The organism is Parabacteroides distasonis ATCC 8503 (genome assembly GCF_000012845.1).
Classification (GTDB): domain Bacteria; phylum Bacteroidota; class Bacteroidia; order Bacteroidales; family Tannerellaceae; genus Parabacteroides; species Parabacteroides distasonis.
In genome coordinates, this window is record NC_009615.1 from 184,146 (window position 1) to 209,963 (window position 25,818).

A 25,818-nucleotide genomic window follows, 5' to 3' on the forward strand; every position below is an offset into this window, starting at 1 on the left:
AGGTATCCCTAGCTAAAGAATAAATGCTCTATTAAAATTTTTGTACCGATACCGATTAAGATTAAACCTCCGATGAGGTCCAGCTTCAAGTCGATTCTCTTGCCGAATCGGTTACCGAAATAGACACCGAAGGCAGAGATAGCGAAGGTGACAACACCGATAGTCGAGGCTTGCAGCAAGAGTGGTGATTTTAAGATCGCCAGAGAGATTCCTACGGCGAGGGCATCGATACTTGTCGCTATTCCCAATCCGCATAATGTCCGGTTACATAGAGGATCGAATTTCCCGTCTTCCTCCTCTTCCTTCGTGCTATCGTATATCATTTTTCCACCTAAGTAAAGCAAGAGGGTAAATGCGATCCAATGATCGAAGGCGCAAATGTATTTTTCGAATCCTAATCCCATCGTATAACCAATCACGGTCATTCCGGCTTGGAATATACCGAGCACGCTCGCTATCTTAATAATATTACCGGCGGTGCAGTTGTTCTTAAGAACTGCGCCGCCGGTAACTGATACTGCTAGGCTATCCATGGATAAGCCGATCGCTAGTAGCAGAACTTCAATGTATAACATACTAGAATGATTCCCGTTTAATAATTTCTTCTATGGGCTTACGTCTCTTTGGAGTCTCATCGAATAATGCCGGGTCGGAAGGATAGCCGAACGGTATCAATACAACAGGCTCGATCGTTTCCGGAATTTTAAAATGTTTACGGCAAAGTTCCGTGTCGAAATTGCAAACCCAACAAGTTCCCAATCCTTGTTCGGCAGCGGCTAAACAAATGTGTTCCGTAGCGATAGCCGTATCGATATCCATATGATCCTTATGATCGCCCCGTTTCCAAGATTGCTGATGATCTCCGCAAACGATCAAGTAATAAGGCGCTTGCTTGAACCATTCCCGGGGATAGCATTCTTGTAATTTAGCTTTTCCTTCCGCACTTTGAACCCATACAAAATACCAAGGTTGATAATTTACCGCCGAAGGGGCCAAACGAGCTGCTTCTAGGATATAATCAATCTTTTCTTGCTCTACGTTTTTGGGGGCATACTTTCGGATAGAACAACGTTTTCTCGCTAATTCTAGGAAACTCATATCTCATCCTCTATTTTATAGTTATTGCGATTCGGAGAATTGCGGGAAATCAACTCCCCGATAAAGCCCGCTAGGAACATCTGGGTTCCCAGAATCATCGCTGTCAATGAAATATAGAAATAAGGGGAACTTGTAACCAAAGGTCTTAGATCTCCAGAGTACATCGAGATCAATTTCATGCTGAGTACGATTACTAGAGCGATAAAACCAATGAAGAACATAGCGCTTCCCCATAAACCGAAGAAGTGCATCGGTTTCTTTCCGAATTTGGAAGTAAACCAAAGCGTGATCAAATCAAGATAACCGTTCACGAAGCGATCCAACCCGAATTTAGTAGTTCCGTACTTGCGGGCTTGATGTTTCACTACTTTCTCGCCAATCTTGTGAAATCCGGCAATCTTAGCTAAATAAGGTATGTAACGGTGCATATCGTTATACACCTCTATATTTTTAATGACAACATTCTTATACGCTTTCAATCCGCAATTGAAATCGTGTAAGTTCTTTATTCCCGAGAATTTACGAGCTGTCGCGTTGAATAATTTCGTGGGGATCGTCTTAGACAACGGGTCATATCTTTTCTTTTTCCAGCCGGATACCAGATCGTACCCGTCTTCGGTGATCATCCGGTAAAGTTCGGGTATCTCATCCGGGCTGTCCTGCAGATCGGCGTCCATGGTAATGACCACGTCACCTTTAGCCCGTTGGAATCCGCAATGCAATCCCGGCGACTTACCGTAGTTGCGACGGAACTTGATTCCCCGGACGTGTGGAGAACGTTGCTTCAACTCCTCGATCACTTCCCAAGAATTATCCGTACTGCCGTCATTCACGAAAATGACTTCATAGGTATAATTATGTTCTTTCATCACCCGCTCTATCCACGAGAATAACTCGGGTAAAGACTCGGCTTCGTTATACAACGGGATAACAACTGATATGTCCATTATTTGTCTGTAATTAACTTTTTAGCGGTTTTCAGTGATGGAACCTGTCGAATTGTTCCTGCACAAGAGAGCCGCTACCGGTATAGAAAGTATGATGCCGTAAAATACGTTATTAAATATTCCTTGTATGGCCATGTGGATTGGCGAGATACGAATCTTGCTGAGCGAGTCGATCATCTCCGAGCTGACTTGGCTATCCTTTAGTACAGTCGTTAATTGCCCGATCGCATTTGCCACGAAATCAGGCGAGGCGATGAACTGATAAAAGACAAAGTATTCAAGCGAGACGATCAATGCGGCGAAAAAATACAACATCGTGCCGAATCTCCATGCATGAAAGAAACTGATCCTTCCACCGATGTCGTGCCGATATCTTTTCGTCATGTAGTAGGCGATGAAAGGGACGGCGAGCGTCAATAGCCAATAGACAAGACTTAAGGAGGGGACGGAAACGCTGAAGATGAAAAAGATGTATTTCACTACCCAATATATACCCATGGCCAAACCATAAGTCATAGCGCCTTTTAAAAGTAAATTCTTATTCTCTTCCATGATGCTGCAGTTTTGAATTCTTATCAGCAAAATTAATATATTAATGCAAATGCGCAACTATATTATGCCTAAAATGCGAAAAAGGAAGCCTATTTATAAGCTTCCTTCTTTAAGATGTGTCTTATCTGAGCCTCTTGTCGGATTCGAACCAACGACCCCGAGATTACAAATCACGTGCTCTGGCCAACTGAGCTAAAGAGGCAGGTGGGTAAGCTTACTACATCGCGCCGCTACGACCAAGTACCCTTGCTGCGGTCAAGCCCTGGGGGATTCCGAGGGAGCATGCCGTGTAGGACTTACCCGGGTGCAAAAGTAGATATTATTTTTTACTTTGCAAGCGTTTTCTTACTCTTGGGATGATAATTGTTTATAAAGAATTGAAAACCTTATGCTTTTGGTTGTGTTAAAGAATGTTTTATGTGTTGTGGCCGATGGTTTATCAAAGAATGTTGATTTTTTCATTGTGAGGCAAAAATATTTTCATCATGAAGAAAAAGTATTTTCACCATGAAGAAAAAGTATTTTCATCACGATGAAAAAACAGTTTACTTGGAAGAGGTTCCGCTTTCCAATATGCTGACGATGGAGAACAACGTAAAGCAGATCGCTCCCAGTCCGGCCAATACCCGTGCGGGAATGGCATAATAACTATGCTCGGCCGCCATCTCGAAAAGGAAAGCGGAGAGGAAAAGGCAGAATAAAGCCGTGAATATAGGAATTAATGGAATCCGGTTGGCAAGCTTGAATTCTTCCCTCCATATTTTAGACAGCAAGATCACCTTGCTGGAGATACTATAGCAAACTAATCCAAGGCCGATCATGATATATCCGGTTGAGGCATTAGCCGGGTCGCTATCTCCTAATACGAAGAGACCCCATATCAGACTGATAGATCCCATCAGGATGACAAAACGGTGCCATAGCCTTTTTTCCAATCGGGAATATGTGTTTCTTATTTGTCGGGCGATCGTGGCGACTAAAGCGATTAAGCTAGTGCAAATACATGCTAGTCCGGCCATCACGTGCCCGGCGACGAAGTATTGGGAATGCTCCTCGCTATGCGCTAGCAACCGGTAAGCCCAAATCCATGCGACTATGGATATAAGAGATGCTACAAGGATCAAGAATAACCCTTGCCAAAAGTTGAACGCTTTATCCGGTATTCTGGGATCGTCGCTTTTGGCGTTCATTTGTATTAAGGTGAATCGGGTAGAGGCGGTAGCCGTTGTCGCTACGCATGCGGTTATAAGGCCCACCCCGCAAATGACATGGCCTGCGACAAAGTCTGCTGGCGCCGGTGAGGACATGAGTAAGATAAAGCCCGCCAGAAAAGTGATGGTTGCCGAGAGATATCCAAGGATAGGCAAAGCGAATCTGGCTACATTATCATATGTATGGATAATTTGACGAATAATGGTCGCTGCCGTAGCGAACAAAGCTATACAAATAAAGCCAAGAGAGAATACGACAGGTCCGGCGACGAATCTGCTGGAGTCCACTCCATAGTTAAAGACAAAAAATCCATAACCGAAACAAAAGAGGGCCATTAGCAATGGAATCGCCCTGAATAAGACACTAATCCCGTAATTCATAACTTGTTTTTTATTTAGATTTTTCTTCAAACAGAGATGCGATCCTTTTTGTTCAAGAAGAATTTTAGAGGTTATACGATGTTTTTGCGTGTTATTTCATCATTTTTGTTTTTCTTTGCGGAAAATATCAGAGAAGTGAATCTTATTATAGAACAAGGTAACACGTCATCAAAGGTCGCTGTGTATAAAAATGGGCATATAGAGGCTTCTTTTGTATACAAGCAATTCGGTGTATCTGTGGTCGCTGCTCTTTTTGAGAAGTACGCTTTTACGCAAGGCATTTTATCGACGGTGATAGATACGGACGATGAGTTGATCGCTTATCTAAAAAATAAGCTTCAGCGTTTTGTCTTTCTGGATGAACATGTAGCTTTACCGATCAAGGTGGAATATGGGACGCCGAAAACGCTAGGCAAGGACCGTTTGGCCGCTGTCGTGGGGGCGAATTATTTGCGGCCGGGAAAAAATCTGCTGGTTATCGATGCCGGTACCGCTATCACGTATGAGGTGATAGAAGCGCCGGGTATCTTTCTGGGAGGGAATATCTCTCCGGGGATGACAACCCGTTTTCGAGCGTTGAACCATTTTACGAAGAAACTGCCTTTGGTAACGGAAGAGGATGATATACCGCTTATCGGGAGAAGTACGGAAACGGCTATCCAAGCGGGTGTGGTGAATGGGATTGTTTACGAGATGGACGGATATATTGACGAGCTGAAAGTAAAATATCCGGATCTTTTGGTTTTTTTAACAGGCGGTCATTCGTTTTATTTTGAAAGACGGCTAAAAAACTCCATCTTTGCAGACATTAATTTAGTGTTGACAGGATTAAACAGAATCTTAGAGTATAATGTTGAAAATTAATAAGGTAGTAATAATAAGTTTTCTTATCTTTACACAATTGCCATTGTGGGCTCAAAATAACACGAACTCGCCTTATACGCGATTTGGATATGGAGAGTTGGCGGATCGATCTTTTGGTGCCGGAAGGGCGATGGGTGGAGTCGGTTATGGATTAAGGTCCTCTAAACAGATAAATCCATTAAATCCAGCATCTTATAGTTGTATGGATTCGTTGACATTCCTTTTTGATTTTGGTGCGTCCGGTCAGGTGTCTTGGTTCTATGACGGTACGAATAAGCAACGACAGATGAATGGAAACGTGGAGTATATCGCTATGCAATTTCCGATCACCCGGCGTTTAGCGATGAGTATTGGTTTATTACCTTATTCATATGTAGGATATGATTTCGGCGAGAGCCGTACTGAGGGCGGTTTAAGTTGGGGAGAAAGCTTTAGTGGCGAAGGTGGCTTAAGCGATGCCTATTTAGGGCTCTCCTATGATATTTGGAAGAAGCGTCTTTCCATTGGTTTGAACGCCGGATTTTTATTTGGAAATATAACACATTCCCGCAACTTGATTTTCCCGAGTTCGACAGGGGCGGACGATGTGTATAGAAACCAACGTTATGAGATTCGTGATTTAAAGTTAGATTTTGGTATTCAATATACGCATCCTTTGAGCAAGACGGAGCATGTCACGGTAGGTTTCGTTTATTCTCCTGGGAAAAAGCTGAATACGACTGTGTATGATACTCAACTTGTCGGTTCTTCGGCTACATCCGGATATACAAGGAACGATACAATTAAGAATTATCGGTTTGATATGCCAAACTCTTATGGAGCGGGTATCTCTTATGTGAAGGAGAACCGGTTGACGTTAGCTGCGGACTTCTTATATGAGGACTGGGCGAACGCTTATTTTGATAACGAGAAAGGTCAATTCAAGAATCGTACACGTGTAGCGGCTGGTGCCGAATTTATTCCTCGTTATGATAATCGTAATTATCTGGGACGTATCAGATACCGTGCCGGTTTTCATTATAGCAATTCGTACTTAAGAGTCAGTCGCTCCGAGGAGAATGGTTATAAAGGACATGGTTATAATGAATATGGGGCGAGTATCGGTTTTGGGCTTCCATTGATCGATAACCGTTCATTAGTGAACCTGTCATTTGAATACGTGAAGATCCGTCCGGAATTACGTACAATGATTGATGAGCAGTATTTCCGGTTTACGGTGAACTATACATTTAACGAATTATGGTTTTTTAAACGAAAAGTGGATTAAACCGGGAATGGCCGAAAGGGTCTAATGAGTATGATACTTTTTTGAAGGAATATAAATTTATAGCTAACTTTAATAGAAAGAGATATGAAGATCAAAGTTTTATTACTAGCGCTTGGATGTACTATGGGTACATTGGGTGCTTATGCGCAGAAAGGAGTAGATAATGGTACACAGTTCGGTTCCGGTGAGGATAGCGTGCGTTGTATTACCAATATCAGCTTGTTCGTTCCTTACGCGAAAGCCGGAAACTTCAAAGATGCCTATGATTTCTGGAAGATCGTGTACGATGAGTGTCCTGCCGCTACAAAAGATATCTATTTGTACGGTGTGAAAATTATGGGCTGGAAGATCGCCCAAGAGAAAGATCCCGCTAAGAAGAATGCTCTTATTGATGATTTGATGGGGGTTTACGACAAGCGTGTGAAATATTTTGGAAATGATCGCCGGTATGGAAAAGACTGGATCGTTGCTCGAAAAGTGCAAGATTATTTAGCGCAAACAGGCGATAATGCCGACTATAATCAGGCCTATACTTGGTTGAAGGAGATCGTTGATGAGAAAGGTGCTGATACGGAGGCTCTAGGTCTCTCCTTGTTTAGTTTCTCTTCTATGAAGAAAATGCTTAACGATCCGAACTTCAAAGAGCAGTATATTCAAGATTATTTGAAGGTTTCTGCTGGCTTGGATGCTCAGTTAAAAGCTGCGCAGGCTGCAAACAATCAAAAAGAAGTGAATGCCTTGACCGCATATAAGAGTGGTGTTGATAATGCCTTTGCAAATAGTGGTGCTGCCGATTGCGAGACTTTGCAGAATTTGTATGCTGCTAAGATCGAGGAGAATAAGGATAACTTACCTTATTTGAAAGAGACTATATCTTTGTTGAGAAGAACAGGTTGCCAAGAAATCGAGGCTTACTTTTTGGCATCAGACTATGCTTATCGTCAAGAACCTAGTGCCGAGGCAGCTGTTGGGCTAGGAAAGAAAGCCGTTAAGATAAAGGATTATGATACGGCTATTAAATACTTTGATGAGGCCGCGAATTTAGAAACGGACGCGACTTCAAAAGCTGATGATTATTATATGATCGCATTGTTGCTGTTTGAGCAAAATGCTTATTCGAAGGCTAGACAATATTGCCAGAAAGCTTTGGAGGTAAATCCAAACTATGGTAATGCTTATTTATTGATCGGCAAGATGTATGCCGCTACTTCTAAATCTGTCTTCCCGAATGATGGAGTGTTGGCAAGAGCTGCTTATAATGCCGCTATCGATAAATTTGAGAAAGCGAAACAGGTAGATCCGAGTGTTGCTGAAGAGGCTAATACTTTGATATCATCTTATCGTGCTCACCTTCCTTCTACGGAGGAGATCTTCATGCACCCGGATTTGGAGAAGGGCAAACCTTTCACTGTCGGTGGTTGGATCGGAGAGCGTACAACGATTCGGTAATTATGATAGGAAATCGTTTTCATTGTAAAACGGAAAATATGGGCATAACAACTACCTTCGTGGTGGTTGTTATGCTTCTTTTGTTTTCTGCCTCTTGCAGTAAGGAACATAAGGAGGTGGTTGATGTTGAGTTTGATCCGGACAAGACTTATACGATGAAGGCTACGGATGTGTCATCCTTGATCTCCGATTCTGGTATCACGAGATATCGCTTGAAAGCGAAAGAGTGGCAGATTTACGGGAAGGCGGCGGAACCCCATTGGTATTTCCCCGAGGGGATCTACGTGGAGAAGTTCGATACCTTATTCCAGACAGAAGCGAGTATTAAGGCGGATACAGCCTATTATTATGATAAAAAAGGGCTTTGGGAGCTGATCGGTAATGTAGAGGTGGAAAGTCTGCAAGGGGAGCATTTTGAGACTTCCCAATTGTTCTGGGACCAGAAGCAGGAGAAGGTTTATTCTGATAAGTTTATGCGTATCGAGCAAGAAGATAAGATCATAACAGGCATAGGCTTTGAGTCGAACCAAGATATGACTCAGTATAAGATATTTAACTCACAAGGTATTTTCCCGGTGAGCGATGCTCTGGCCGATACGACACGGACAGTTCAGGGGGATAGTGCCCGGGGAGATGTGTCACAAATAGATTCAATAAAAAGTAATTAAGGTGGGGACGCTGACTTATATTTTAATTTCCCTCGCATTTTCCGCATTCTTTTCCGGGATGGAGATCGCTTTTATCTCCTCCAATAAGCTTCGTTTCGAGCTGGATAAGAAGGAACGTAGTCTATCCAGTAAGATACTGGGTATTTTCTATCGTAATCCAAATTTGTTTATCTCTACCATGTTGGTAGGAAATAATATTGCGTTGGTCGTTTATGGTCTTCAGATGGCAATCGTATTGGAGCCGTTTATAGCCAAGGTGGTTGCGAATGAGGCATTGATCGTTTTTATCCAATCCGTGATATCTACGATCTTGATCTTGTTTGCCGGGGAGTTTATTCCCAAGACCATATTTAAGTTGAATCCTAATTTATCACTCAATATATTTGCGATACCATTATTTATTATATATATCATCCTGTATCCGGTCTCCAAGTTCTCTTCCCTGCTATCTTTTTTGATTTTGAAGTTAGGGGGCGTGAAGAACTTGAAAAGTTCACCTCAGGCATTAGGCAAGGTAGACTTGGATTATTTTATACAGCAAAGTCTGGAAGATGCACCTCAAAATTCGGATATGGATACGGAGGTTAAGATTTTCCAGAATGCCTTAGACTTCTCGAATGTCCGTTTGAGGGATTGTATCGTGCCCCGGACGGAGATCGTAGCCTGTGATACGTCGGCTACGATGGAGGAATTGCGTTCTAAGTTTATCGAGACAGGACTTTCGAAAATATTGGTGTATAACGAGAATATTGACAACATTATCGGATATATCCATTCTTCCGAGCTTTTCAAGAATCCGGAGGATTGGACCCAGCATATCCGTAGCGTATCGATCGTTCCGGAGACGATGGCAGCGAATAAACTGATGAAACTGCTGATGCAAGAGAAGAAGAGCTTGGCTGTTGTCGTGGATGAGTTTGGCGGTACGTCGGGTATCGTGACACTTGAGGATTTGGTGGAGGAGATTTTCGGAGAGATTGAGGACGAGCACGATATGAAGTCGCATGTGGCTAAAAAAGTATCGGACAATGAGTATTTGCTGTCGGGTAGGATGGAGATTGATACCTTGAACGAAATGTTCGGGTTGGATCTTCCTGAGTCGGATGATTATGTCACCATCGCCGGTTTTATCTTGCACTTCTATCAAAAATTCCCGAAATTGAACGAGACTGTCCAGATCGATAAATATTCGTTTAAGATAATCAAAGTAACGGCTACGAAGATCGAACTTGTACGTATGAAAGTAGGGATTTGATAAAAAAAAGGATTATATGCTGTGGAATTTCCTTTTTTTCATATCTTTGTGCCCTTAAAATGTGAAATAATAAACTTTAAAAAATAATAAAGATAAATGGCTACGCTGGAAAAAATTAGAAGCAAAGCAGGACTGCTGGTACTCGTGGTGGGTTTGGCATTGTTCGCTTTTATCATTGGAGACTTTTTAAACTCTGGTTCTACTTATTTTAGGCAATCACAGGAACGGATCGCCGAGATTGATGGAGAGGTTGTAAAAATTCAAGATTATCAAGGTCGCGTTGATGAGATGGCCGAGATGTATAAGATGCAATCCGGTTCAGCCAGCCTGCCCGAGGAATATATGACACAGATTCGCCAGTCCGTATTCGATGCGATGGTACAAGAGGTCGTGTTGGACGAGGCTACTGCTAAATTAGGTATGGGAGTAAGTCCGGAAGAATTGTTTGATATGGTTCAAGGTGAGAATATCTCTCCGTTGATCCAACAAATGCAAATGTTTACGAATCCTCAGACTGGTGCTTTTGATAAGGCCGCTTTGTTGAATTTCTTGAAACAAATCGATTCCGATAATATCGCTAGCTATCCGGCAGATCAACAGGCACAGCTGATTCAAGCTAAGAACTTCTGGTTGTTCTGGGAGAAGAACATCAAACGTCAACGTTTGGAGCAAAAATATACGACATTATTGAGTAAGGCTATTTCCGCGAATTCATTGGACGCTAAGGAAGCTTATAATGATAATGCCGAGAATTCGGATATCATTTACGCTATGCAATCATATGCTACGATTCCGGATTCAACGATTGAGGTAAGCAAGAGCGAGATCGAGAAATTGTATAACCAACGCAAGGAGCTTTATAAACAAAAAGAATCTAAGGTAATTAAATATATCGCCGTAGATATCCGTCCGAGTAAAGAGGATTATGATAAGGCACAGGCCGAGATCGAGAGCTTGAAAGAGGAGCTAGCTACGTCTGAAAGAGTGGCTGATGTAGTAAACGAGAACTCTGAGGTTCCTTATGTTGACGCTTTCTTCACGGAGAAGGCTTTGGATCCTGAGATGAAACAATTCGCTACGACTTCTGAGGTTGGCGCTGTTTATGGTCCTGTATTCGAGAATGACAAATACAGAATGTTTAAGCTAGTCGATAAGACGGTCGCTCCGGACTCAGTAAAAGTTAGCCACATCATGTTGGCCGGTAAATCTGAGGCTGAGACAACAGCTTTGGCTGATAGCTTGATGGGGGCGTTGAAAGGTGGCGCTAATTTCGCTGAATTAGCTAAGAAATACTCAGCAGACCAAGCTGCCGAGAATGGTGGTGAACTAGGTTGGTTTACAGAGGTTACCGCTTTGAGAGGTGTGAATGATGATTTTAAGAAGGCTGTCTTCTCAACTCCATTGAATGAGGTAGCGGTTGTGAAATCTTTATATGGTACTCACCTTGTAAAAGTAACAGAGAAAACAGGAAATGTTGAAAAATATAAGATCGCAGATATCGACATGACTGTATCTCCTAGCTCTAAGACCTATAGCAACATCTACAATGAGTTGAATCAGTTCGTATCTAAGAACAACTCTATGGCTAAATTGGAGGAGAATGCGAAGGAAGCCGGTTATAACTTGATTTCAGGTGCAACGGTTACTACAGATGATCAGTTGTTAGGTTCTATCAAGAATTCACGTCCGGTAATTCGTTGGGCGTTCCAGAACGATAAAGGTTCTATCTCTGAGATCTTCGAGTGTAGTGATAAATTTGTCGTGGCTGCTGTAGAAGGAAGTATTTCCGAGGGGTATCGTCCGGTTGATATGGTCGCTCCGGCTTTGAGAGCTGAATTGGCTGCCCAGAAGAAAGGCGATAAGATCGCTCAGGAATTGGCTGCTAAGAATTTAACTTCAGTTGAGGCATATGCTGAAACGATGGGTTCTTCTGTAGACTCTGTGAAGTTCGTGAACTTTGGTACTCGCCGTATCGCTGGTATCGGTATCGAACCGAACTTGAACGCTATGGTTTCTATGGCTCAAGTTGACCAAGTAAGTGCTCCGGTTAAAGGTAACAACGGTGTATATGTGTTCAAAGTATACGCAAGAAATAAAGATGGTAAGGAGTTCAACGAGGCTGAGGAAATCCGTGCGTTGGATGCTTCGAATGCGTATCGTGTAGGATTCCAAGCTATCCAATCTATGGTCAACAACGCTAAGGTGGAAGACAACCGTATCCGTTTCTATTAATAAAGAGTATTTATACTTAAGATAAAAAAGATCCCCTGTTTTGCCGTCAAAATAAATATATCTTGACGACAAAACAGGGGATCTTTATTTTGTGGAATATTTCTCGTACTTTCGCGAATAAGAAAATATCGATAGAATGGTTGACAAAAGACAATTATTAGGGATGACCTTGGAGGAACTGAAAGGTGTAGCGTCTGAGGTGGGTCTTCCCGCATATGCGGCTAAGCAAATGGCCGATTGGATTTATAAGAAGAAAATAACCCGGATTTCGGAGATGACGAATATAGCGGTAGCCAAACGTGCTTTATTAGAGGATTCATTCGAGATCGGGGCTTATCCGCCATCTGAGTATCAAAAGTCGAAAGACGGTACGATCAAATATCTATATGCTGCCGGACCGGGGCGTTTTGTTGAGTCTGTTTATATTCCTACGGATGATCGGGCGACTCTTTGCGTCTCTTCTCAAGTCGGATGCAAAATGAATTGCTTGTTTTGTATGACGGGAAAACAAGGCTTCACGGCAAACCTGACAGCGAACCAGATATTGAACCAGATCCAGTCTTTGCCGGAAAACGATTCATTGACGAATATCGTTTTCATGGGAATGGGGGAGCCACTGGATAACGTAGACGAGCTTTTCAAGGTTTTGGAAATACTCACGGCCCCGTATGGATATGCGTGGAGCCCGAAGCGTATCACGGTTTCAACCATCGGTGTGACGAAAGGCTTGAAACGCTTTTTAGAGGAGAGCGAATGTCATCTGGCCGTAAGTCTGCACTCGCCCTATCCTATGGAACGTCTTTCCTTGATGCCGGTTGAAAAGGCATTCCCAGCGAGGGAGGTGATCGATTTAATCAAACAATATGATTTTTCGCATCAACGACGTGTCTCTTTTGAGTACATTGTTTTTAAAAATTTGAACGATAGCTTGAAACATGCCGAAGCTTTGAGTTGTTTATTAGGTGGAATACCTTGTCGGGTAAACTTGATCCGTTTTCATGCGATACCGAATGTGTCTTTAGAGACTTCCGATATCGCTAAAATGGAGGCGTTCCGGGATTTCTTAAACGCCAAAGGAGTTGTATGTACGATAAGGGCATCACGAGGGGAGGATATTTTCGCCGCTTGTGGAATGCTTTCTACCGCAAAAAATGTTACATTTGTATAATATAAAACACACGGGTATGAAAACACGTTCTTTATTCATCGGTATGTTGCTGCTTCTTGTTTTGATGGGAGCATGTAATTCGGGTTCTGTGATGACTCAAGCTACGGGCTTCGCATATGAGGTTGTCGTGGTTATGGATCAAAAGGATTGGAAAGGCCCTGCGGGAGAAGCCATAAAGTCTGAGTTGGCCTCTTCGGTGCCCGGACTGCCGCAAGCCGAGCCTTCTTTGAAGATTACCTACGTACAACCAAAGGATTTTACAGGTCTGTTACGGTATGTAAGGAATATATTAGTGGTTACGATAGATCCCACCGCTTATACGAAAGTTTCTGTAGGCTACGAGAATAATGTCTGGGCTAGAGGACAGGTGGTTGTTTCGCTGAAAGCTCCTAATACGGAGTCGATCGTCGAGTATTCAAAGACCCATGAGAAGGCGTTGGTCAACTTCTTCGTAAAGGTGGAGATGAATCGTGCGATAGAGCAATTACAAAAGGAATATAGTATGGTGGTTATGGATAACCTGAAAAGCGACCTGAACGTGATGTTAAACGCTCCGGCAAACTTCACGTACTATAAGGATACGACAGATTTCTTCTGGTCTTCCAATAACGCTAACACAGGCCGTATGGACTTAATCGTATATACTTTCCCTTATACTGATCCGAATACGTTTACGGAGGAATATCTGGTCGCTAAACGAGATTCTGTATTGAAGGCGAATCTGCCGGGTTCGTTCCCGGGTTCCTATATGCAAACAGAAACGCGTGCGGGAGTGGAGTATACGCCAATAACCTTAAATGGTAAATATTGTGGCGTGATGCGCGGTTTGTGGAGAATGCAAGGCGATATGATGGGAGGCCCGTTCGTAAGCCACACCCGCTTGGATGAAAAGAATCATCGTGTGGTTGTAGCCGAGGGATTTGTGTATGCTCCGGAGACAGACAAGCGTAATTTCATGCGTAGAATAGAAGCTGCCTTATTTACGTTACGTTTGCCGGGTGAATTTGATGAACCGGTAACTGAGACATTGGATATCCCCAAAGAGAAAAAGTAATAAACAAACAAAATATATGGAAGAACGACTGATTAAAGTGGGGATCACCCACGGAGATATAAATGGTATCGGCTATGAGGTGATATTAAAGACCTTTTCCGATACCCGCATGGCGGAGCTTTGCACGCCGATTATCTATGGCTCGTCCAAGATAGCCGCTTATCACCGGAAGGCATTGGAGCTTCCTCCTATCAATATGAATATTATTTCACATGCGGAGGATGCGGGAGTAAACCGGGTGAACATTATTAACTGCGTGGAGGACGAGACCAAGGTGGAGTTGTCGAAATCTACGCCGGTTGCCGGTGAGTCGGCTTTCAAGGCGTTGGAAGCGGCGGTTACGGATATGAAGCGGGGAGTAGTGGATGTACTGCTTACCGCCCCGATCAATAAACATAATATCCAGAACGAGGATTTTCATTTTCCCGGGCATACTGAGTATTTGGAGAAATGCTTCGGTGGCTTGGATAAAAAAGCCTTGATGATCTTGATGAAAGATGATCTTCGTGTCGCTTTGGTGACGGGGCATATTCCATTGTCGCAAGTTGCGTCTTCCCTCAACGTGGGCGATATCGTGAATAAGCTGCGTATTTTCAATCAGTCGTTAAAGCAAGACTTCGGTATTGTGAAGCCACGCATCGCGGTTCTTTCCTTAAACCCTCATGCGGGTGATGCCGGATTGCTGGGTACGGAAGAGGAGACGATTATCATACCGGCAATGCAAGAGGCGGAGAAAAAAGGCGTAATGTCATTTGGCCCTTATGCGGCTGACGGTTTCTTTGGTTCGCAGATGTATGATAAATTTGATGGTGTCTTAGCGATGTATCATGATCAAGGGCTCGCTCCTTTCAAGACGTTGGCGATGGATGACGGGGTGAACTATACGGCAGGATTGCCGATCGTACGGACTTCTCCGGCACATGGAACAGCTTATGACATAGCCGGGCAGAACGTGGCCTCAGAAGAGTCGTTCCGCCAAGCCTTATATGCGGCGTTGGATATCTTCCGGAACCGGTTACGTTATCAGGAGGCTACCGCCAACCCGTTGCGTAAGCAATATTTCGATAGGGGGGGAGATAATGAGAAATTGGATTTGACGAAAGACGACGATACGGACGGATTATAGTAGATCTTTCCTGACAAGTTTCAATAAATACATAAAATGTCATGTTAATAACGAATGGATGTTATTGACATGACATTTTTGTATGGGACGTGGGACGCTTTTTGGTTTTAAACTTTTAAGATAGGAAAAGTTTGCGTAAGTTTGCGGTTTAAAACGAAAATTACGATTATGTTTAAAGACAAAACGATAGTATATACATCCGGAACGTTTGATATGTTCCATTATAATCATCTTAGGATGATCAATTACGCCCGTAGTTTGGCGGATATATTGATCGTCGGGGTTAGTACAGATGAGTTGGTCTCTTCTTATAAAGCGAAGCCGATCATTCCGTTCCATGAACGTTTGCAGATCATCGAGGCGTTGAAGACTCCCGATATCGTTATTCCACAACATTCCTTGGATCATACGGAAATCGTGAAGAAGCTGAATATCGACGCTTTCGTGGTAGGTGATGACTGGTTCGGAAAGTACGACTATCTGAAGGATTTAGGCGTTCAGGTATTTTATTTCCCTTACGGAACGGGGGTTTCCTCCTCGAATCTGAAAAAAACGATACATGATTCTTATGAGGCGAATCTGACAACCCAACGTCAGGCGAAGCCGGAAACAGTGAAAGGATCTGCCGCTAAATAACGATCAGTTTCATGGATAAATTTATTTTAATTACCGGTGGGACAAAAGGGATAGGAAAGGCGGTAGCGTCCTGTTTAGGAAAGGCCGGATATAACCTTATACTGACTTATGCTTCCGACCAAGCGGCGGCCGAGGAGGTACGTAGCGAGTTGGTGGGGCGTTTCGATATACAGGTTTCTATTCTGCGGGCCGATATCTCGGATCGGAATACGATCGGGGTTATCGATTCTTTCTTGGAGGAGAATAGGCTACGTTTGGACGGCCTTGTGTTCAATGCGGGAATGACCTGTCGGGATCCTTTTGAGGAACTTTCATTCGAGGATTGGGACCGGGTTTTCTTTGCTAATATCCATTTCCCGATCTTCCTTTTACAGAAGATTGTTGGACGGATTAATAAGGGGGGAAGTATCGTGTTTACGGGTTCCTTGATGGGAATACAGCCTCATTCGGTATCCTTGGCATATGGAGTGACGAAAAGTGCTGTTCATGCGCTGGTCAAAAACATGGTGAAGTTCTTAGTTCCCTATGAACTGCGTGTGAATGCCGTGGCTCCCGGTTTTGTCGATACGGAATGGCAGAAAACAAAGCCTGCCGAGATCCGTCGGAATATAGAGAACAAGGTCTCTTTGGGACGGTTCTGCGACCCGGATGAATTGGCGGAAGTTTATAAAATGTTGATAGAGAATAGTTATTTTAATGGCGAGGTAGTCATTGTGGATGGCGGTTACTCGTATAAATAAGAAACAAATGAGCGAGTTGGATAAGGAATACGAAGCATCGTTAAAGTCGATAGAAACAGAAAATAAGATAGACCGAATTTTTTATCGTCCGATAGGATTTCGTATTGCTCGTATGTTGCGAGGCACGGGGATTACCCCGAATATGATTACGGTTATCTCGATCTTCGTGGGTGCGGCGGTCGGATTTATGTTTTATCACGATAATTTGACATATAATATCTGCGGTATATTATTGTTGGTATTTGCCAATATCCTCGACTGCGTGGATGGGCAGCTGGCACGTCTTACAGGGATCAAGTCCGCTATCGGGCGTATCTTGGACGGATTCGCCGGGGATATCTGGTTCGCTTCGATCTATATCGGATTCGCTCTTCGTTTGTCTCATGATTACGGTACGGATTGGTTCTTTGCCTTGGCGGTCTTATCCGGTCTGTCTCATTTAGTCCAAGCGAATATCACGGATTATTATAAGACGCTTCACCTTTATTTTATCAGTAAGGATAAAGGCTCGGAGTTTCAGTCTTTGGAACAGGTGGAGGCGAAACATAAGGAGATGAAGTATGGCATTAACAAGTTTTTCTACTTCTTATATCGTTGGTATACGATGTTGCAAGTGAAGGCTACGCCTACCTTACAGAGTATGTTACAAAATTTGCACGCGAAGTATGGGGACAATATTCCGGAGAATATCCGTGTGGACTTTCGTAAACAGAGTCGTCATTTAATGCGTTACATAGACTTGTTGACCTTTAATGGCCGGACGATGGTTATGTTTGTGATCGTACTAACGGGACAGGTCTGGGCTTATTACCTATACGAGATCATCGTGTTGAACATCGTACTAGCGATAGTGATGAGGAAACACGAGAAGATGTGTGCCTCGTTTTTAGGATAAAGTATGAAGAAGAGTGTTGTTGACATTTACGATTTGCAAGAGATGGCCCCGTTCTTCAAGGGGCGAGTGGGGACATGGTTGGGTAAGTTGCTGATAAAGTGCTTACGTGTGGATCTGGTTAATAAGGTACATGCCCGGAATTGTCATTTACGGGGCGCTGAGTTTACTTCCGCTTTATTGCATGACCCCATTATCGATCTCAGCTATGAGGTTCATAATAAAGAGATTTTAGATCATCTGCCGGAAGGGGCTTTTGTTACCGTTTCCAACCATCCGATCGGTTCGTTGGATGGAATCATGCTGATTGATATTTTCGCTTCCCGCCGTCCGGACTTTAAGGTGATGGTGAACGGCATCTTGACCAAGATCGGGGCGATGGAGGATAATTTCATATCCGTGGTGCCCGATTCCCACAAGCGAGGGGCGAATCCGGCGAATGTTAATGGCGTGCGACTATCCCTGCAACGCCTGAAAGAAGGTCATCCGATGGGTTTCTTCCCTGCTGGAGCGATCTCATTTTATAATAAAAAAGAGAAACAGGTACGGGATTTATCGTGGGCGCATAGCGTGATCCGCTTAGTTCGTAAGGCGAAAGCACCGGTATACCCTGTTTATTTTGATTTCCAAAATACCCATTTTTTCTATTGGCTAGGGAATATCAGCTGGCAAATACGTACCTTGCGTATTCCTACAGAGGCTTTCAATAAGCGTGGAAAGAAAGCGGATGTATATATCGGTGAGCCTATCTCGCCGGAAGAAATCGCCGCCATCCCGGAAGACAAGGATCTTGCCGAGTTCTTGTATAAACGTACATATGGTGCTAAAAAATAAGAAACGACCGATAGAATCTGTTATCAATAGTGGTAGTTTGAATTAAGATTTGTAATTTTGGCAGAGTAACTGAAATAATTACAGATTTTAAAAGTGAAAGAGTGATGAAGGTTGATGTACAACAGATAAAACAGCGTTTTGGGATTATTGGTAATAACCCGGGATTAAATCGTGCGATCGATGTTGCGCTCCAGGTAGCGCCAACCGACTTATCTGTTCTTATTACAGGAGAAAGTGGTGTCGGAAAGGAGACTTTCCCGCAAATTATTCACCAGAACAGTCAGCGTAAGCATGGACAATATATAGCCGTAAACTGTGGCGCTATTCCGGAAGGGACGATAGATTCGGAGCTTTTCGGGCACGAGAAAGGTTCTTTTACCGGGGCGTTGGCCGACCGTAAAGGGTATTTCGAGGTAGCGGACGGTGGAACGATCTTCTTGGATGAGGTAGGAGAGCTGCCAACTCCTACGCAAGCACGCTTGCTTCGTGTGTTGGAGACGGGTGAGTTTATCAAGGTCGGTTCCTCCAAGGTACAGAAGACGAATGTACGTATCGTTGCCGCTACGAACGTGAATTTAGTGCAGGCGGTTTCGGAAGGTAAATTCCGTGAGGATTTGTACTATCGTTTGAATACGGTGCCTATTCAAGTGCCTCCCTTGCGGGAGCGTCCGGAAGATATCGTCTTATTATTTCGTAAGTTCGCCAGTGATTGCGCCGAGAAATACCGGATGCCGCCGATCCGCTTGGATGATGAGGCCCGTCAATTATTGGTTTCTTACCGTTGGCCGGGTAACGTGCGTGAGTTGAAAAATATCACGGAACGTATCTCCGTAATCGAAGAGACACGGGATATAACGGCGGATGTCCTGCGCCTTTATCTGCCGAACGTAAATGTTGAGAAATATCCGGTATTGGTGAAGCAAGATTCGGATCAAAAGATATTTAACAGCGAGCGGGAGATCCTTTATCAAGTCTTGTTCGATATGAAAAAGGACGTGAACGAGCTAAAGAAATTAGTGCATGATATCATGGGAGGGAATATCCCGATGCCAACGGTGGCGGATGATACCCCTTATGCGCATCCGATCCATCCGGCGGCGGTTCATGCCATGCACCCGACGATCCAAGATGCCGAGGATGTGGAAGAGGAGACTTTATCCTTGGAAGAGGTGGAGAAGGAGATGATCCGTAAGGCTCTGGAGAAGCATAACGGGCGACGGAAGAACGCGGCGGCCGACTTGAAGATATCGGAGCGTACGTTATATCGAAAAATCAAGGAATACAATTTGGAATAAAAATATGCTAAAGAAGATTGTCAACATACGTTTGTCGGCAGCCAATTGGCTTATACTCTCATTTTTGACGGTATTGGCTACGGCTTGCTCTATTTCCTATAAGTTTAATGGAGCCTCTATCGATTATACGAAGGTGAAGACCATTACGATTCGTGACTTCACGAACCAAGCTCCCTACGTGAATCCGACCCTTGCGCCGCAGTTTACGGAGGATTTGAAGGATATTTACATCCGTCAGACTCGTCTGCAACTGGTTCCGAGCAATGGCGACCTTGAGTTGGAGGGTGAGATCACTGGTTACGATTTCGCTCCAATGGCCGTGAAGGAGGATGCTATCGCCTCGCAGACGAGGTTGACGATCACGGTGCGGGTTCGTTACTCCAACCGGGTTAACCCGGATGAGGATTTTGAGCAGTCGTTCTCCGCTTACCGCGAGTTCGACAGTAACTTGATGCCGCAGCAGGTAGAGGGAACATTATGCGAGGAAATCATAGAGGAAATAGTAGACCAAATCTATAACGCTACGGTTGCCAATTGGTAGAATGAGGGCGGAGGATTTATATCGTTTGATGGAGGAGCCTTCGGAATTGACCGAGGGGACTCTTCTTGAGTTGCGACGAATCGTGGAGGATTACCCGTATTTTCAAGTGGCACGGATGTTGTATCTAAAGAATCTGGCCGTATTAAATGATATGAGTTTTACCTCGGAGCTGGAGAAGATGGCGATATTCTTGCCGGACCGGAAAAAGCTGTTCCAACTGATAGAGGGAGATAAATATGGCTTGAACTCCCGTGTGGAGCATGAGCCGGATATGCGAAAAGAGGATACTTTCTCCTTGATAGACGCATTCCTCTCTAACCGTAACGAGGAACCGGAGCCTAAGAAAGAAGCCTCGTTCCTGTTCCAGCCATCGGTATCGTCAGATTATATGTTTTGGTCATTATCGAAAGAGGAAGAAGAGAAGCCATCTGGAGAGGATGCGGAGAATAGGCTTCGACATCACGACTTGATCGATTCGTTCATTAAAAATGACCAACAGCGTATGCCGGGTAGTGGGCTGGAAATCCGTGAGGAAACCAGCCGTGCGGAGACTCCAGAGTCGGTGAAAGATTTGGATGATGAGCAGTCCAAATCGCTGGAAGACTCGTGCCTTACGGAAACTTTAGCTCGGATTTATATAAAACAGAAACGATATGATAAGGCTTTGCAAATTATTAAAAACTTAAGCTTGAAATATCCAGAAAAAAATGTTTACTTTGCAGACCAAATCAGATTTTTGGAAAAGTTGATTATTAACACTAAAAAATAAAACTAAGATGTACGTATTTATTTCTATCTTAATCCTGATCGCCTCTATACTATTAATCTTGATCGTGTTGATCCAGAACTCGAAAGGTGGAGGTTTGGCTTCAGGGTTCTCTTCTTCTAACCAAATCATGGGTGTACGTAAGACCACGGACTTTTTGGAGAAAGCTACTTGGAGTTTGGCGGGTACCGTAATCGTATTGAGTATCTTGATTACCGCATTTATCCCCAGAGCGGAGCATGCCGCTCAATCTGAGATCAAGCAACAAGTAAACGACGCTATCTCTATCGATCCGAATACGATCGCTCCGGACTTTGGTACGGCTCAACAACCGGCAGTTCCGGCAGAGGAAACTCCCGCTACTACTACACCTGCGGAGGAAAGCAACAGATAAGAATCTTATTTGAAAACAATATAGAAGTCATGTCCACTAACAATGGATGTGACTTTTTTTTGTGCTACTTTAAGTGTAAGCTTCTTTAGGTCTTGATCTTTTCACCTATGTGAAAAGATCGTATCACAAGGGTGAAAAGATCGTATCACGTATATGAAAAGATCGTTTCATCTTTGTGAGACGATTATTACGAATAGAGGTTTCTATCTCTTCATAGAAAGAAATGATTAGTTAAGTGGAATATTGTTTGTATATTTGTTACATATAATAGTAATAAGTATAAATATTCAGATATGGATATGATAAATTTTGATGGGTTGTTGATCGGTATCGTTACATTCTTGATTATCGGTCTGTTTCATCCGGTAGTCGTGAAGGCCGAGTATTATTGGGGGACGAAGTGCTGGTGGATATTCCTTGTCTTGGGGATTTTAGGGGTGATAGCTTCCCTGTTTATAGACAGCGTGTTTGTGTCCGCTATTTGCGGCGTATTCGCCTTCTCATCGTTCTGGACGATCAAGGAGATTTTCGAGCAGGAGGAGCGTGTGCAGAAAGGTTGGTTCCCTAGAAATCCGAAAAGAAAATACCCTTGGGACGATAGTGAGGTGAAATGAATTCTTTTCGTATCTTTGCGCTCGTGAAAGCGATATAAAAGCAATAAAGCTATGAAGACAAAGAGAAAAAAGCAAGATCCGTTAGTCGAGTACATAAAGGCTAACCGGAAAGGCAGTCGTGAGGCCGAGTTAGAAAACCACGGCAGGCCGGTCAGTCATAACCGGATTCATGTATCGAAGAAAGTTTATAATCGTAAAAGAATGAAGGCAGATGCCCAGAGGCATCTGCCTTATTTGTTTTTAGTGGCCTAAAAGGAGACCTTAGTTCGCTGTATTGTTATTGATCGGTGTCTTTTCCTTGAACCACTCCACTAGTATCCCATTCTTGAAGCTTAGGATGTAGTAGCCTTCAGAGTAGTCGGCTATCGTCATGGTTACCGTCTTATAACTGATACTCTCTATCGGACCGTCGGGGGTTATCCGTGCGCCAGCCGACTCAAAATCCTTTCCTAGTATCGATATAACCTTTTGCTTGGTCATCCCTAGCTCTATCTTATGCATTCGGTTGTCCATTTTATAAGGATTCATTACCGTAGCGCATCCCATCAATAGGAACATTGTCAGCAACACGTATATCCCTTTCACCATCTTCATCTCTCTTTTTGTTATTTGTTGTATTGGGGGCTAAAGTAGACATTATCCCGGATATATAGTAATACGAGGATATAAAAAAAGAGGAAAACCTTTCGATTTTCCTCTTTTCCTAGAGCGGAAGACGGGGCTCAAACCCGCGACCCTCAGCTTGGAAGGCTAATGCTCTATCAACTGAGCTACTTCCGCAATAATATGTTGCGAATTAAAAAGGTGGGCAGTGATGGATTCGAACCACCGAAGGCGAAAGCCAGCTGAGTTACAGTCAGCCCCATTTGGCCACTCTGGTAACTGCCCCCTTGTTCTTAATTGCAGTGCAAAGGTACGATTTATTTTGAAACCTGCAAGCGTTTAGGCAGAAAAATTTACCATTTTTATTGCGGTAACCGCTGCCTCGTCCCCTTTATTGCCATATCTACCTCCCGCACGATCCTCGGATTGCTGCATGGTGTCGGTAGTTAACAGGCCGAAAATGAAAGGAATATCGTACATTAAATTCAATTCTGTAATGCCTTGCGTAACGCCGGAACAAACGTAATCAAAATGTGGCGTATCGCCTCTTACGACGCATCCCAGAACGATCACAGCGTCTAATTCTTTAGTCTCGGCCAATCTTTTGGCTCCAAAAGTCAGTTCAAAACTACCCGGAACTCGTTTAACTACGATGTTCTCCGGTTTCACCCCGTGCTTTTCAAGCGTGTTGCAAGCACCTTCCAATAACTTCTCGGTAATGTTCTTGTTCCATTCAGCAACTACGATGCCGATGTTCATCTCTGAAGCATCAGGTACGCTGTTGAAGTCGTACTCGGATAAATTCTGATAAGCTGTAGCCATACTTGTCTCTTTAAAAGAAGAGGATGCCTTGTTTGACCGAGACATCCTCTGTTATACTATATAATATACTGTTTATTTATTTTCCTGCCGAAGCACGGGTGATATACTTATCGATATCGGATGCCTCCATGGAAGTGTAATACTTGTCCTTGATAGTCGTGTAAGCCTTTACAGCCTTGTCATACTCTTTCAAGTTCTCGTAAGCGATACCGGCCTTCTTCAAGTAAATCGGGCTGATTACCTCGTTGTCGGCCTCCTTAGCGGCTTTCTCGAAATAGCTGATTCCTTCTTTCGTATTACCCATGTTCACGTAGCAATCACCGATCAAGCCTGTAACCGCCGGAGATACCATTTGGTCCTTTCCGCTGAAAGATTTCAATAAATCGAGCGCCTTCTGTGTATCGCCCATCTTGTAGTAACAGATACCTGCGTAAGCCTTCGCCAAGTTTCCGGCGTCCGTGCTTCCATATTGGTCGATGATAGCCTCGAAACCTTCATAGTCAGCTCCATTGCCGTTTAAAGCCAAGGCGAAAGAATCTCTGGCGAAGTATTGCTCGCCCTTGAACATGGCGGCGGCGGCTTTTTTCTCCTGAGGAACTAAATAACCATGCTTGATTCCCAAAACAGCTCCAACAACGAGTGCGACAGCTATTATACCGTAAATAATCTTCTTTGAATTGTTTTCAATGAATTGCTCCGATTTGGAGACAATCTCTTCTACTTCTAACTCCTTGTTGGTGTCCTTTTCTTTAGTAGCCATAATGTGTTATAGTTATTTATTAATTTTATCGCTGATTTTAAGCCATACCATACGGTTGGCGATTCAAAGCGCAAAAGTAGTTTTTTTTGCTGATATAATCTATACTTAGAAGTATATTTTTTAATTTTGTACGATTAATACGGTTTAGATGATACTAAAGAAGCTTTCTGTTCTCAATTACAAAAATATACTTCAGTCCGAGGTTATTTTCTCGCCCAAGATGAATTGCTTTTTCGGCAATAACGGGATGGGGAAGACGAATCTATTGGATGCTATTCATTATCTCTCGTTTTGCAAGAGTCATGTCAATACGCCTGATAGCCAGATAATAAACAGTGATCAAGATCTTTGCGTGGTGCAGGGTAACTATGATTATGAGGGACGTGAGGAGGAGATTTTCTGTGCCATGCGGCGTAGGCAACGCAAACAGTTCAAACGGAATAAGAAGGAGTACGACAAGCTGTCCGAGCATATCGGCCTATTACCGTTGGTCATGGTCTCTCCGGCTGATGCCGACTTGATCCGGGGGGGGAGCGATGAGCGACGCCGTTTTCTGGACTTAATCATCTCGCAGCAGGACAAGCCTTATCTGCATGCGCTTATCCAATATAATAAAGCGTTGCTCCAACGGAATACGTTGCTGAAAGATCAGAGCATGGATGCCTCTCTTTATGAGGTATTGGAGATGCAGCTGGGTATGTACGGCCAAATCGTTTACGAGAAGCGGAAAAAACTGGTGGAGGATTTTACCCCGATCTTTAATGAGTACTACCAGACGATCTGCGGCTCTGCCGAGGAGGTAGGGCTACATTATATCTCGCAATTGGAGGAAACGGAGCTTGCCGGTAAATTGGCGATGAGCCGGGAACGGGATCGTATATTGGGCTATACCTCTTCCGGTATCCATAAGGATGAGCTGGAAATGACGTTGGGCGGGTACCTGATTCGCCGGGTTGGTTCGCAAGGACAGAATAAGACGTATCTGATCGCCTTGAAACTCGCTCAGTTCGCTTTCCTAAATAAACGGGGACAGACTACACCTATCTTGCTGTTGGATGATATTTTCGATAAGCTGGACGCTAGCCGTGTGGAGCAGATCATCAAACTGGTCAGTGAGAATGGCTTCGGGCAGATCTTTATTACGGATACGAACCGGAAGTATCTGGATGAGATCTTATTGGCTATGAATCATGACTATGCCCTCTTCCGTGTGGAACGTGGCGAGGTACAACCTATGGAGGAATAAGGATGCAGAGAAGAAATACACAGACATTGGGTGAGGTGCTTCGTGACTTTTTCGAGGATAATACCGAGTTGTACGAGAAAATGATGGAGATCCGGGTTCAGCGTGCGTGGGGAGAAGTTTTAGGGCCTACGATCATGCAGTACACACGTAATATATATGTACGTGATAAGGTGCTTCATGTCTCATTGACTTCCTCCGTACTTCGTAGCGAGTTGACGCTTTGCCGGGAACGGTTGGTGAAAAGCTTGAATGATTACGCGGGTGCCTCGGTCATTACCAACATCGTTTTTCATTGAGTGTGGCTTTACCATTCGCAATATTACTTACAGGGTCAAGTAACATATACTGCCCAGCCTCGGTAAGTATATATGGCTTGACCCAGTAAGTATATATTCTGCGGAGA

General features: G+C 43.7%; 29 protein-coding genes and 3 tRNA genes. 21 read left to right on the forward strand and 11 right to left on the reverse strand.

Annotation, left to right across the window (positions count from 1 at the left end):
- Positions 1-8: 8 nt before the first annotated feature.
- From BDI_RS00855 to BDI_RS00880, 6 genes are all read right to left on the reverse strand, one after another.
- Positions 9-575: a manganese efflux pump MntP gene (locus BDI_RS00855; RefSeq protein WP_008780773.1), complete on the reverse strand. Its 567-nt coding sequence runs from the start codon at positions 573-575 to the stop codon at positions 9-11.
- Between the two features lies 1 nt (position 576).
- Positions 577-1,098, reverse strand: a complete 522-nt coding sequence (locus BDI_RS00860) for a nitroreductase family protein (RefSeq protein ID WP_008774126.1) — start codon at positions 1,096-1,098, stop codon at positions 577-579.
- Complete coding sequence (locus BDI_RS00865) at positions 1,095-2,045, reverse strand: glycosyltransferase family 2 protein (RefSeq protein WP_005861546.1); 951 nt, start codon at positions 2,043-2,045, stop codon at positions 1,095-1,097. The genes BDI_RS00860 and BDI_RS00865 overlap by 4 nt, the downstream gene beginning before the upstream one ends.
- Before the next feature lie 21 nt (positions 2,046-2,066).
- Positions 2,067-2,597 carry a DUF4199 domain-containing protein gene (locus BDI_RS00870; RefSeq protein WP_011965919.1) on the reverse strand — a complete coding sequence of 177 codons (531 nt, stop codon included), beginning with the start codon at positions 2,595-2,597 and terminating at the stop codon, positions 2,067-2,069.
- Between the two features lie 128 nt (positions 2,598-2,725).
- Positions 2,726-2,799, reverse strand: a tRNA-Thr gene (locus BDI_RS00875).
- Positions 2,800-3,142: 343 nt separating this feature from the next.
- Positions 3,143-4,189: a DUF2776 domain-containing protein gene (locus BDI_RS00880; RefSeq protein WP_011965920.1), complete on the reverse strand. Its 1,047-nt coding sequence runs from the start codon at positions 4,187-4,189 to the stop codon at positions 3,143-3,145.
- 36 nt (positions 4,190-4,225) lie between these two features.
- Here BDI_RS00880 and BDI_RS00885 point away from each other — a divergent pair, with 36 nt between their 5' ends.
- The 19 genes from BDI_RS00885 (at position 4,226) to BDI_RS00975 (ending at position 22,236) form a co-directional block, all read left to right on the forward strand.
- Positions 4,226-5,053 (forward strand): type III pantothenate kinase, encoded by an 828-nt coding sequence (locus BDI_RS00885; protein WP_005861554.1) that lies wholly within the window; start codon positions 4,226-4,228, stop codon positions 5,051-5,053.
- Positions 5,040-6,320: a membrane protein gene (locus tag BDI_RS00890; RefSeq protein ID WP_005861556.1), complete on the forward strand. Its 1,281-nt coding sequence runs from the start codon at positions 5,040-5,042 to the stop codon at positions 6,318-6,320. The genes BDI_RS00885 and BDI_RS00890 overlap by 14 nt, the downstream gene beginning before the upstream one ends.
- Positions 6,321-6,404: 84 nt before the next feature.
- A complete protein-coding gene (locus BDI_RS00895; protein WP_005861558.1) occupies positions 6,405-7,769 on the forward strand; it encodes a tetratricopeptide repeat protein in 1,365 nt (454 codons plus the stop codon).
- Positions 7,770-7,771: 2 nt separating this feature from the next.
- On the forward strand, positions 7,772-8,437 hold the full coding sequence (gene lptC / locus BDI_RS00900) for an LPS export ABC transporter periplasmic protein LptC (protein WP_011965921.1): 666 nt from the start codon (positions 7,772-7,774) through the stop codon (positions 8,435-8,437).
- A gap of 1 nt (position 8,438) precedes the next feature.
- Positions 8,439-9,692: a hemolysin family protein gene (locus tag BDI_RS00905; RefSeq protein ID WP_005861562.1), complete on the forward strand. Its 1,254-nt coding sequence runs from the start codon at positions 8,439-8,441 to the stop codon at positions 9,690-9,692.
- Between the two features lie 96 nt (positions 9,693-9,788).
- Positions 9,789-11,924 carry a SurA N-terminal domain-containing protein gene (locus tag BDI_RS00910; protein WP_005861564.1) on the forward strand — a complete coding sequence of 712 codons (2,136 nt, stop codon included), beginning with the start codon at positions 9,789-9,791 and terminating at the stop codon, positions 11,922-11,924.
- Positions 11,925-12,060: 136 nt separating this feature from the next.
- Positions 12,061-13,092: a 23S rRNA (adenine(2503)-C(2))-methyltransferase RlmN gene (rlmN, locus tag BDI_RS00915; RefSeq protein WP_005861566.1), complete on the forward strand. Its 1,032-nt coding sequence runs from the start codon at positions 12,061-12,063 to the stop codon at positions 13,090-13,092.
- 16 nt (positions 13,093-13,108) lie between these two features.
- Positions 13,109-14,146 (forward strand): DUF4837 family protein, encoded by a 1,038-nt coding sequence (locus BDI_RS00920; RefSeq protein ID WP_005861568.1) that lies wholly within the window; start codon positions 13,109-13,111, stop codon positions 14,144-14,146.
- A gap of 16 nt (positions 14,147-14,162) precedes the next feature.
- Positions 14,163-15,272, forward strand: coding sequence for a 4-hydroxythreonine-4-phosphate dehydrogenase PdxA (gene pdxA / locus BDI_RS00925; protein ID WP_005861570.1), 1,110 nt, complete (start codon positions 14,163-14,165; stop codon positions 15,270-15,272).
- Between the two features lie 168 nt (positions 15,273-15,440).
- Positions 15,441-15,908 carry an adenylyltransferase/cytidyltransferase family protein gene (locus BDI_RS00930; RefSeq protein WP_005861572.1) on the forward strand — a complete coding sequence of 156 codons (468 nt, stop codon included), beginning with the start codon at positions 15,441-15,443 and terminating at the stop codon, positions 15,906-15,908.
- A gap of 11 nt (positions 15,909-15,919) precedes the next feature.
- Positions 15,920-16,648, forward strand: a complete 729-nt coding sequence (locus BDI_RS00935; protein ID WP_011965922.1) for an SDR family NAD(P)-dependent oxidoreductase — start codon at positions 15,920-15,922, stop codon at positions 16,646-16,648.
- Positions 16,649-16,655: 7 nt separating this feature from the next.
- A complete protein-coding gene (locus BDI_RS00940; RefSeq protein WP_005861576.1) occupies positions 16,656-17,543 on the forward strand; it encodes a CDP-alcohol phosphatidyltransferase family protein in 888 nt (295 codons plus the stop codon).
- A gap of 3 nt (positions 17,544-17,546) precedes the next feature.
- Positions 17,547-18,374 carry a lysophospholipid acyltransferase family protein gene (locus BDI_RS00945; RefSeq protein WP_005861578.1) on the forward strand — a complete coding sequence of 276 codons (828 nt, stop codon included), beginning with the start codon at positions 17,547-17,549 and terminating at the stop codon, positions 18,372-18,374.
- 104 nt (positions 18,375-18,478) lie between these two features.
- Complete coding sequence (locus BDI_RS00950; RefSeq protein WP_005861580.1) at positions 18,479-19,669, forward strand: sigma-54 interaction domain-containing protein; 1,191 nt, start codon at positions 18,479-18,481, stop codon at positions 19,667-19,669.
- Between the two features lie 4 nt (positions 19,670-19,673).
- A complete protein-coding gene (locus tag BDI_RS00955) occupies positions 19,674-20,210 on the forward strand; it encodes an LptE family protein (protein ID WP_005861582.1) in 537 nt (178 codons plus the stop codon).
- A 1-nt stretch (position 20,211) separates the two neighbouring features.
- Positions 20,212-20,979 (forward strand): hypothetical protein, encoded by a 768-nt coding sequence (locus BDI_RS00960; protein WP_005861584.1) that lies wholly within the window; start codon positions 20,212-20,214, stop codon positions 20,977-20,979.
- Positions 20,980-20,986: 7 nt separating this feature from the next.
- Entirely contained in the window at positions 20,987-21,370 is a 384-nt protein-coding gene (secG, locus tag BDI_RS00965) for a preprotein translocase subunit SecG (protein WP_005861586.1), read from the forward strand.
- A 293-nt stretch (positions 21,371-21,663) separates the two neighbouring features.
- Positions 21,664-21,984 (forward strand): DUF4491 family protein, encoded by a 321-nt coding sequence (locus BDI_RS00970; RefSeq protein WP_008774116.1) that lies wholly within the window; start codon positions 21,664-21,666, stop codon positions 21,982-21,984.
- 51 nt (positions 21,985-22,035) lie between these two features.
- Positions 22,036-22,236 (forward strand): hypothetical protein, encoded by a 201-nt coding sequence (locus BDI_RS00975; protein WP_005861590.1) that lies wholly within the window; start codon positions 22,036-22,038, stop codon positions 22,234-22,236.
- A 9-nt stretch (positions 22,237-22,245) separates the two neighbouring features.
- Here the strand turns inward: BDI_RS00975 and BDI_RS00980 are convergent, their stop codons facing one another.
- The 5 genes from BDI_RS00980 to BDI_RS01000 form a co-directional block, all read right to left on the reverse strand.
- Entirely contained in the window at positions 22,246-22,578 is a 333-nt protein-coding gene (locus BDI_RS00980; protein WP_008774115.1) for a hypothetical protein, read from the reverse strand.
- Between the two features lie 113 nt (positions 22,579-22,691).
- A tRNA-Gly gene (locus BDI_RS00985) sits at positions 22,692-22,764 on the reverse strand.
- A gap of 25 nt (positions 22,765-22,789) precedes the next feature.
- Positions 22,790-22,872 (reverse strand) — tRNA-Tyr (locus tag BDI_RS00990).
- A gap of 54 nt (positions 22,873-22,926) precedes the next feature.
- Complete coding sequence (gene ribH, locus BDI_RS00995) at positions 22,927-23,409, reverse strand: 6,7-dimethyl-8-ribityllumazine synthase (RefSeq protein WP_008774114.1); 483 nt, start codon at positions 23,407-23,409, stop codon at positions 22,927-22,929.
- Positions 23,410-23,485: 76 nt separating this feature from the next.
- Positions 23,486-24,169, reverse strand: coding sequence for a tetratricopeptide repeat protein (locus BDI_RS01000; protein ID WP_005861596.1), 684 nt, complete (start codon positions 24,167-24,169; stop codon positions 23,486-23,488).
- A 148-nt stretch (positions 24,170-24,317) separates the two neighbouring features.
- Between BDI_RS01000 and recF the strand changes: the two genes are divergently transcribed.
- Together recF and BDI_RS01010 are read left to right on the forward strand one after the other, a co-directional pair.
- Positions 24,318-25,415, forward strand: coding sequence for a DNA replication/repair protein RecF (gene recF / locus BDI_RS01005; RefSeq protein ID WP_005861599.1), 1,098 nt, complete (start codon positions 24,318-24,320; stop codon positions 25,413-25,415).
- A 2-nt stretch (positions 25,416-25,417) separates the two neighbouring features.
- Entirely contained in the window at positions 25,418-25,711 is a 294-nt protein-coding gene (locus BDI_RS01010) for a DUF721 domain-containing protein (protein WP_005865842.1), read from the forward strand.
- The last annotated feature ends 107 nt before the right edge of the window (positions 25,712-25,818 follow it).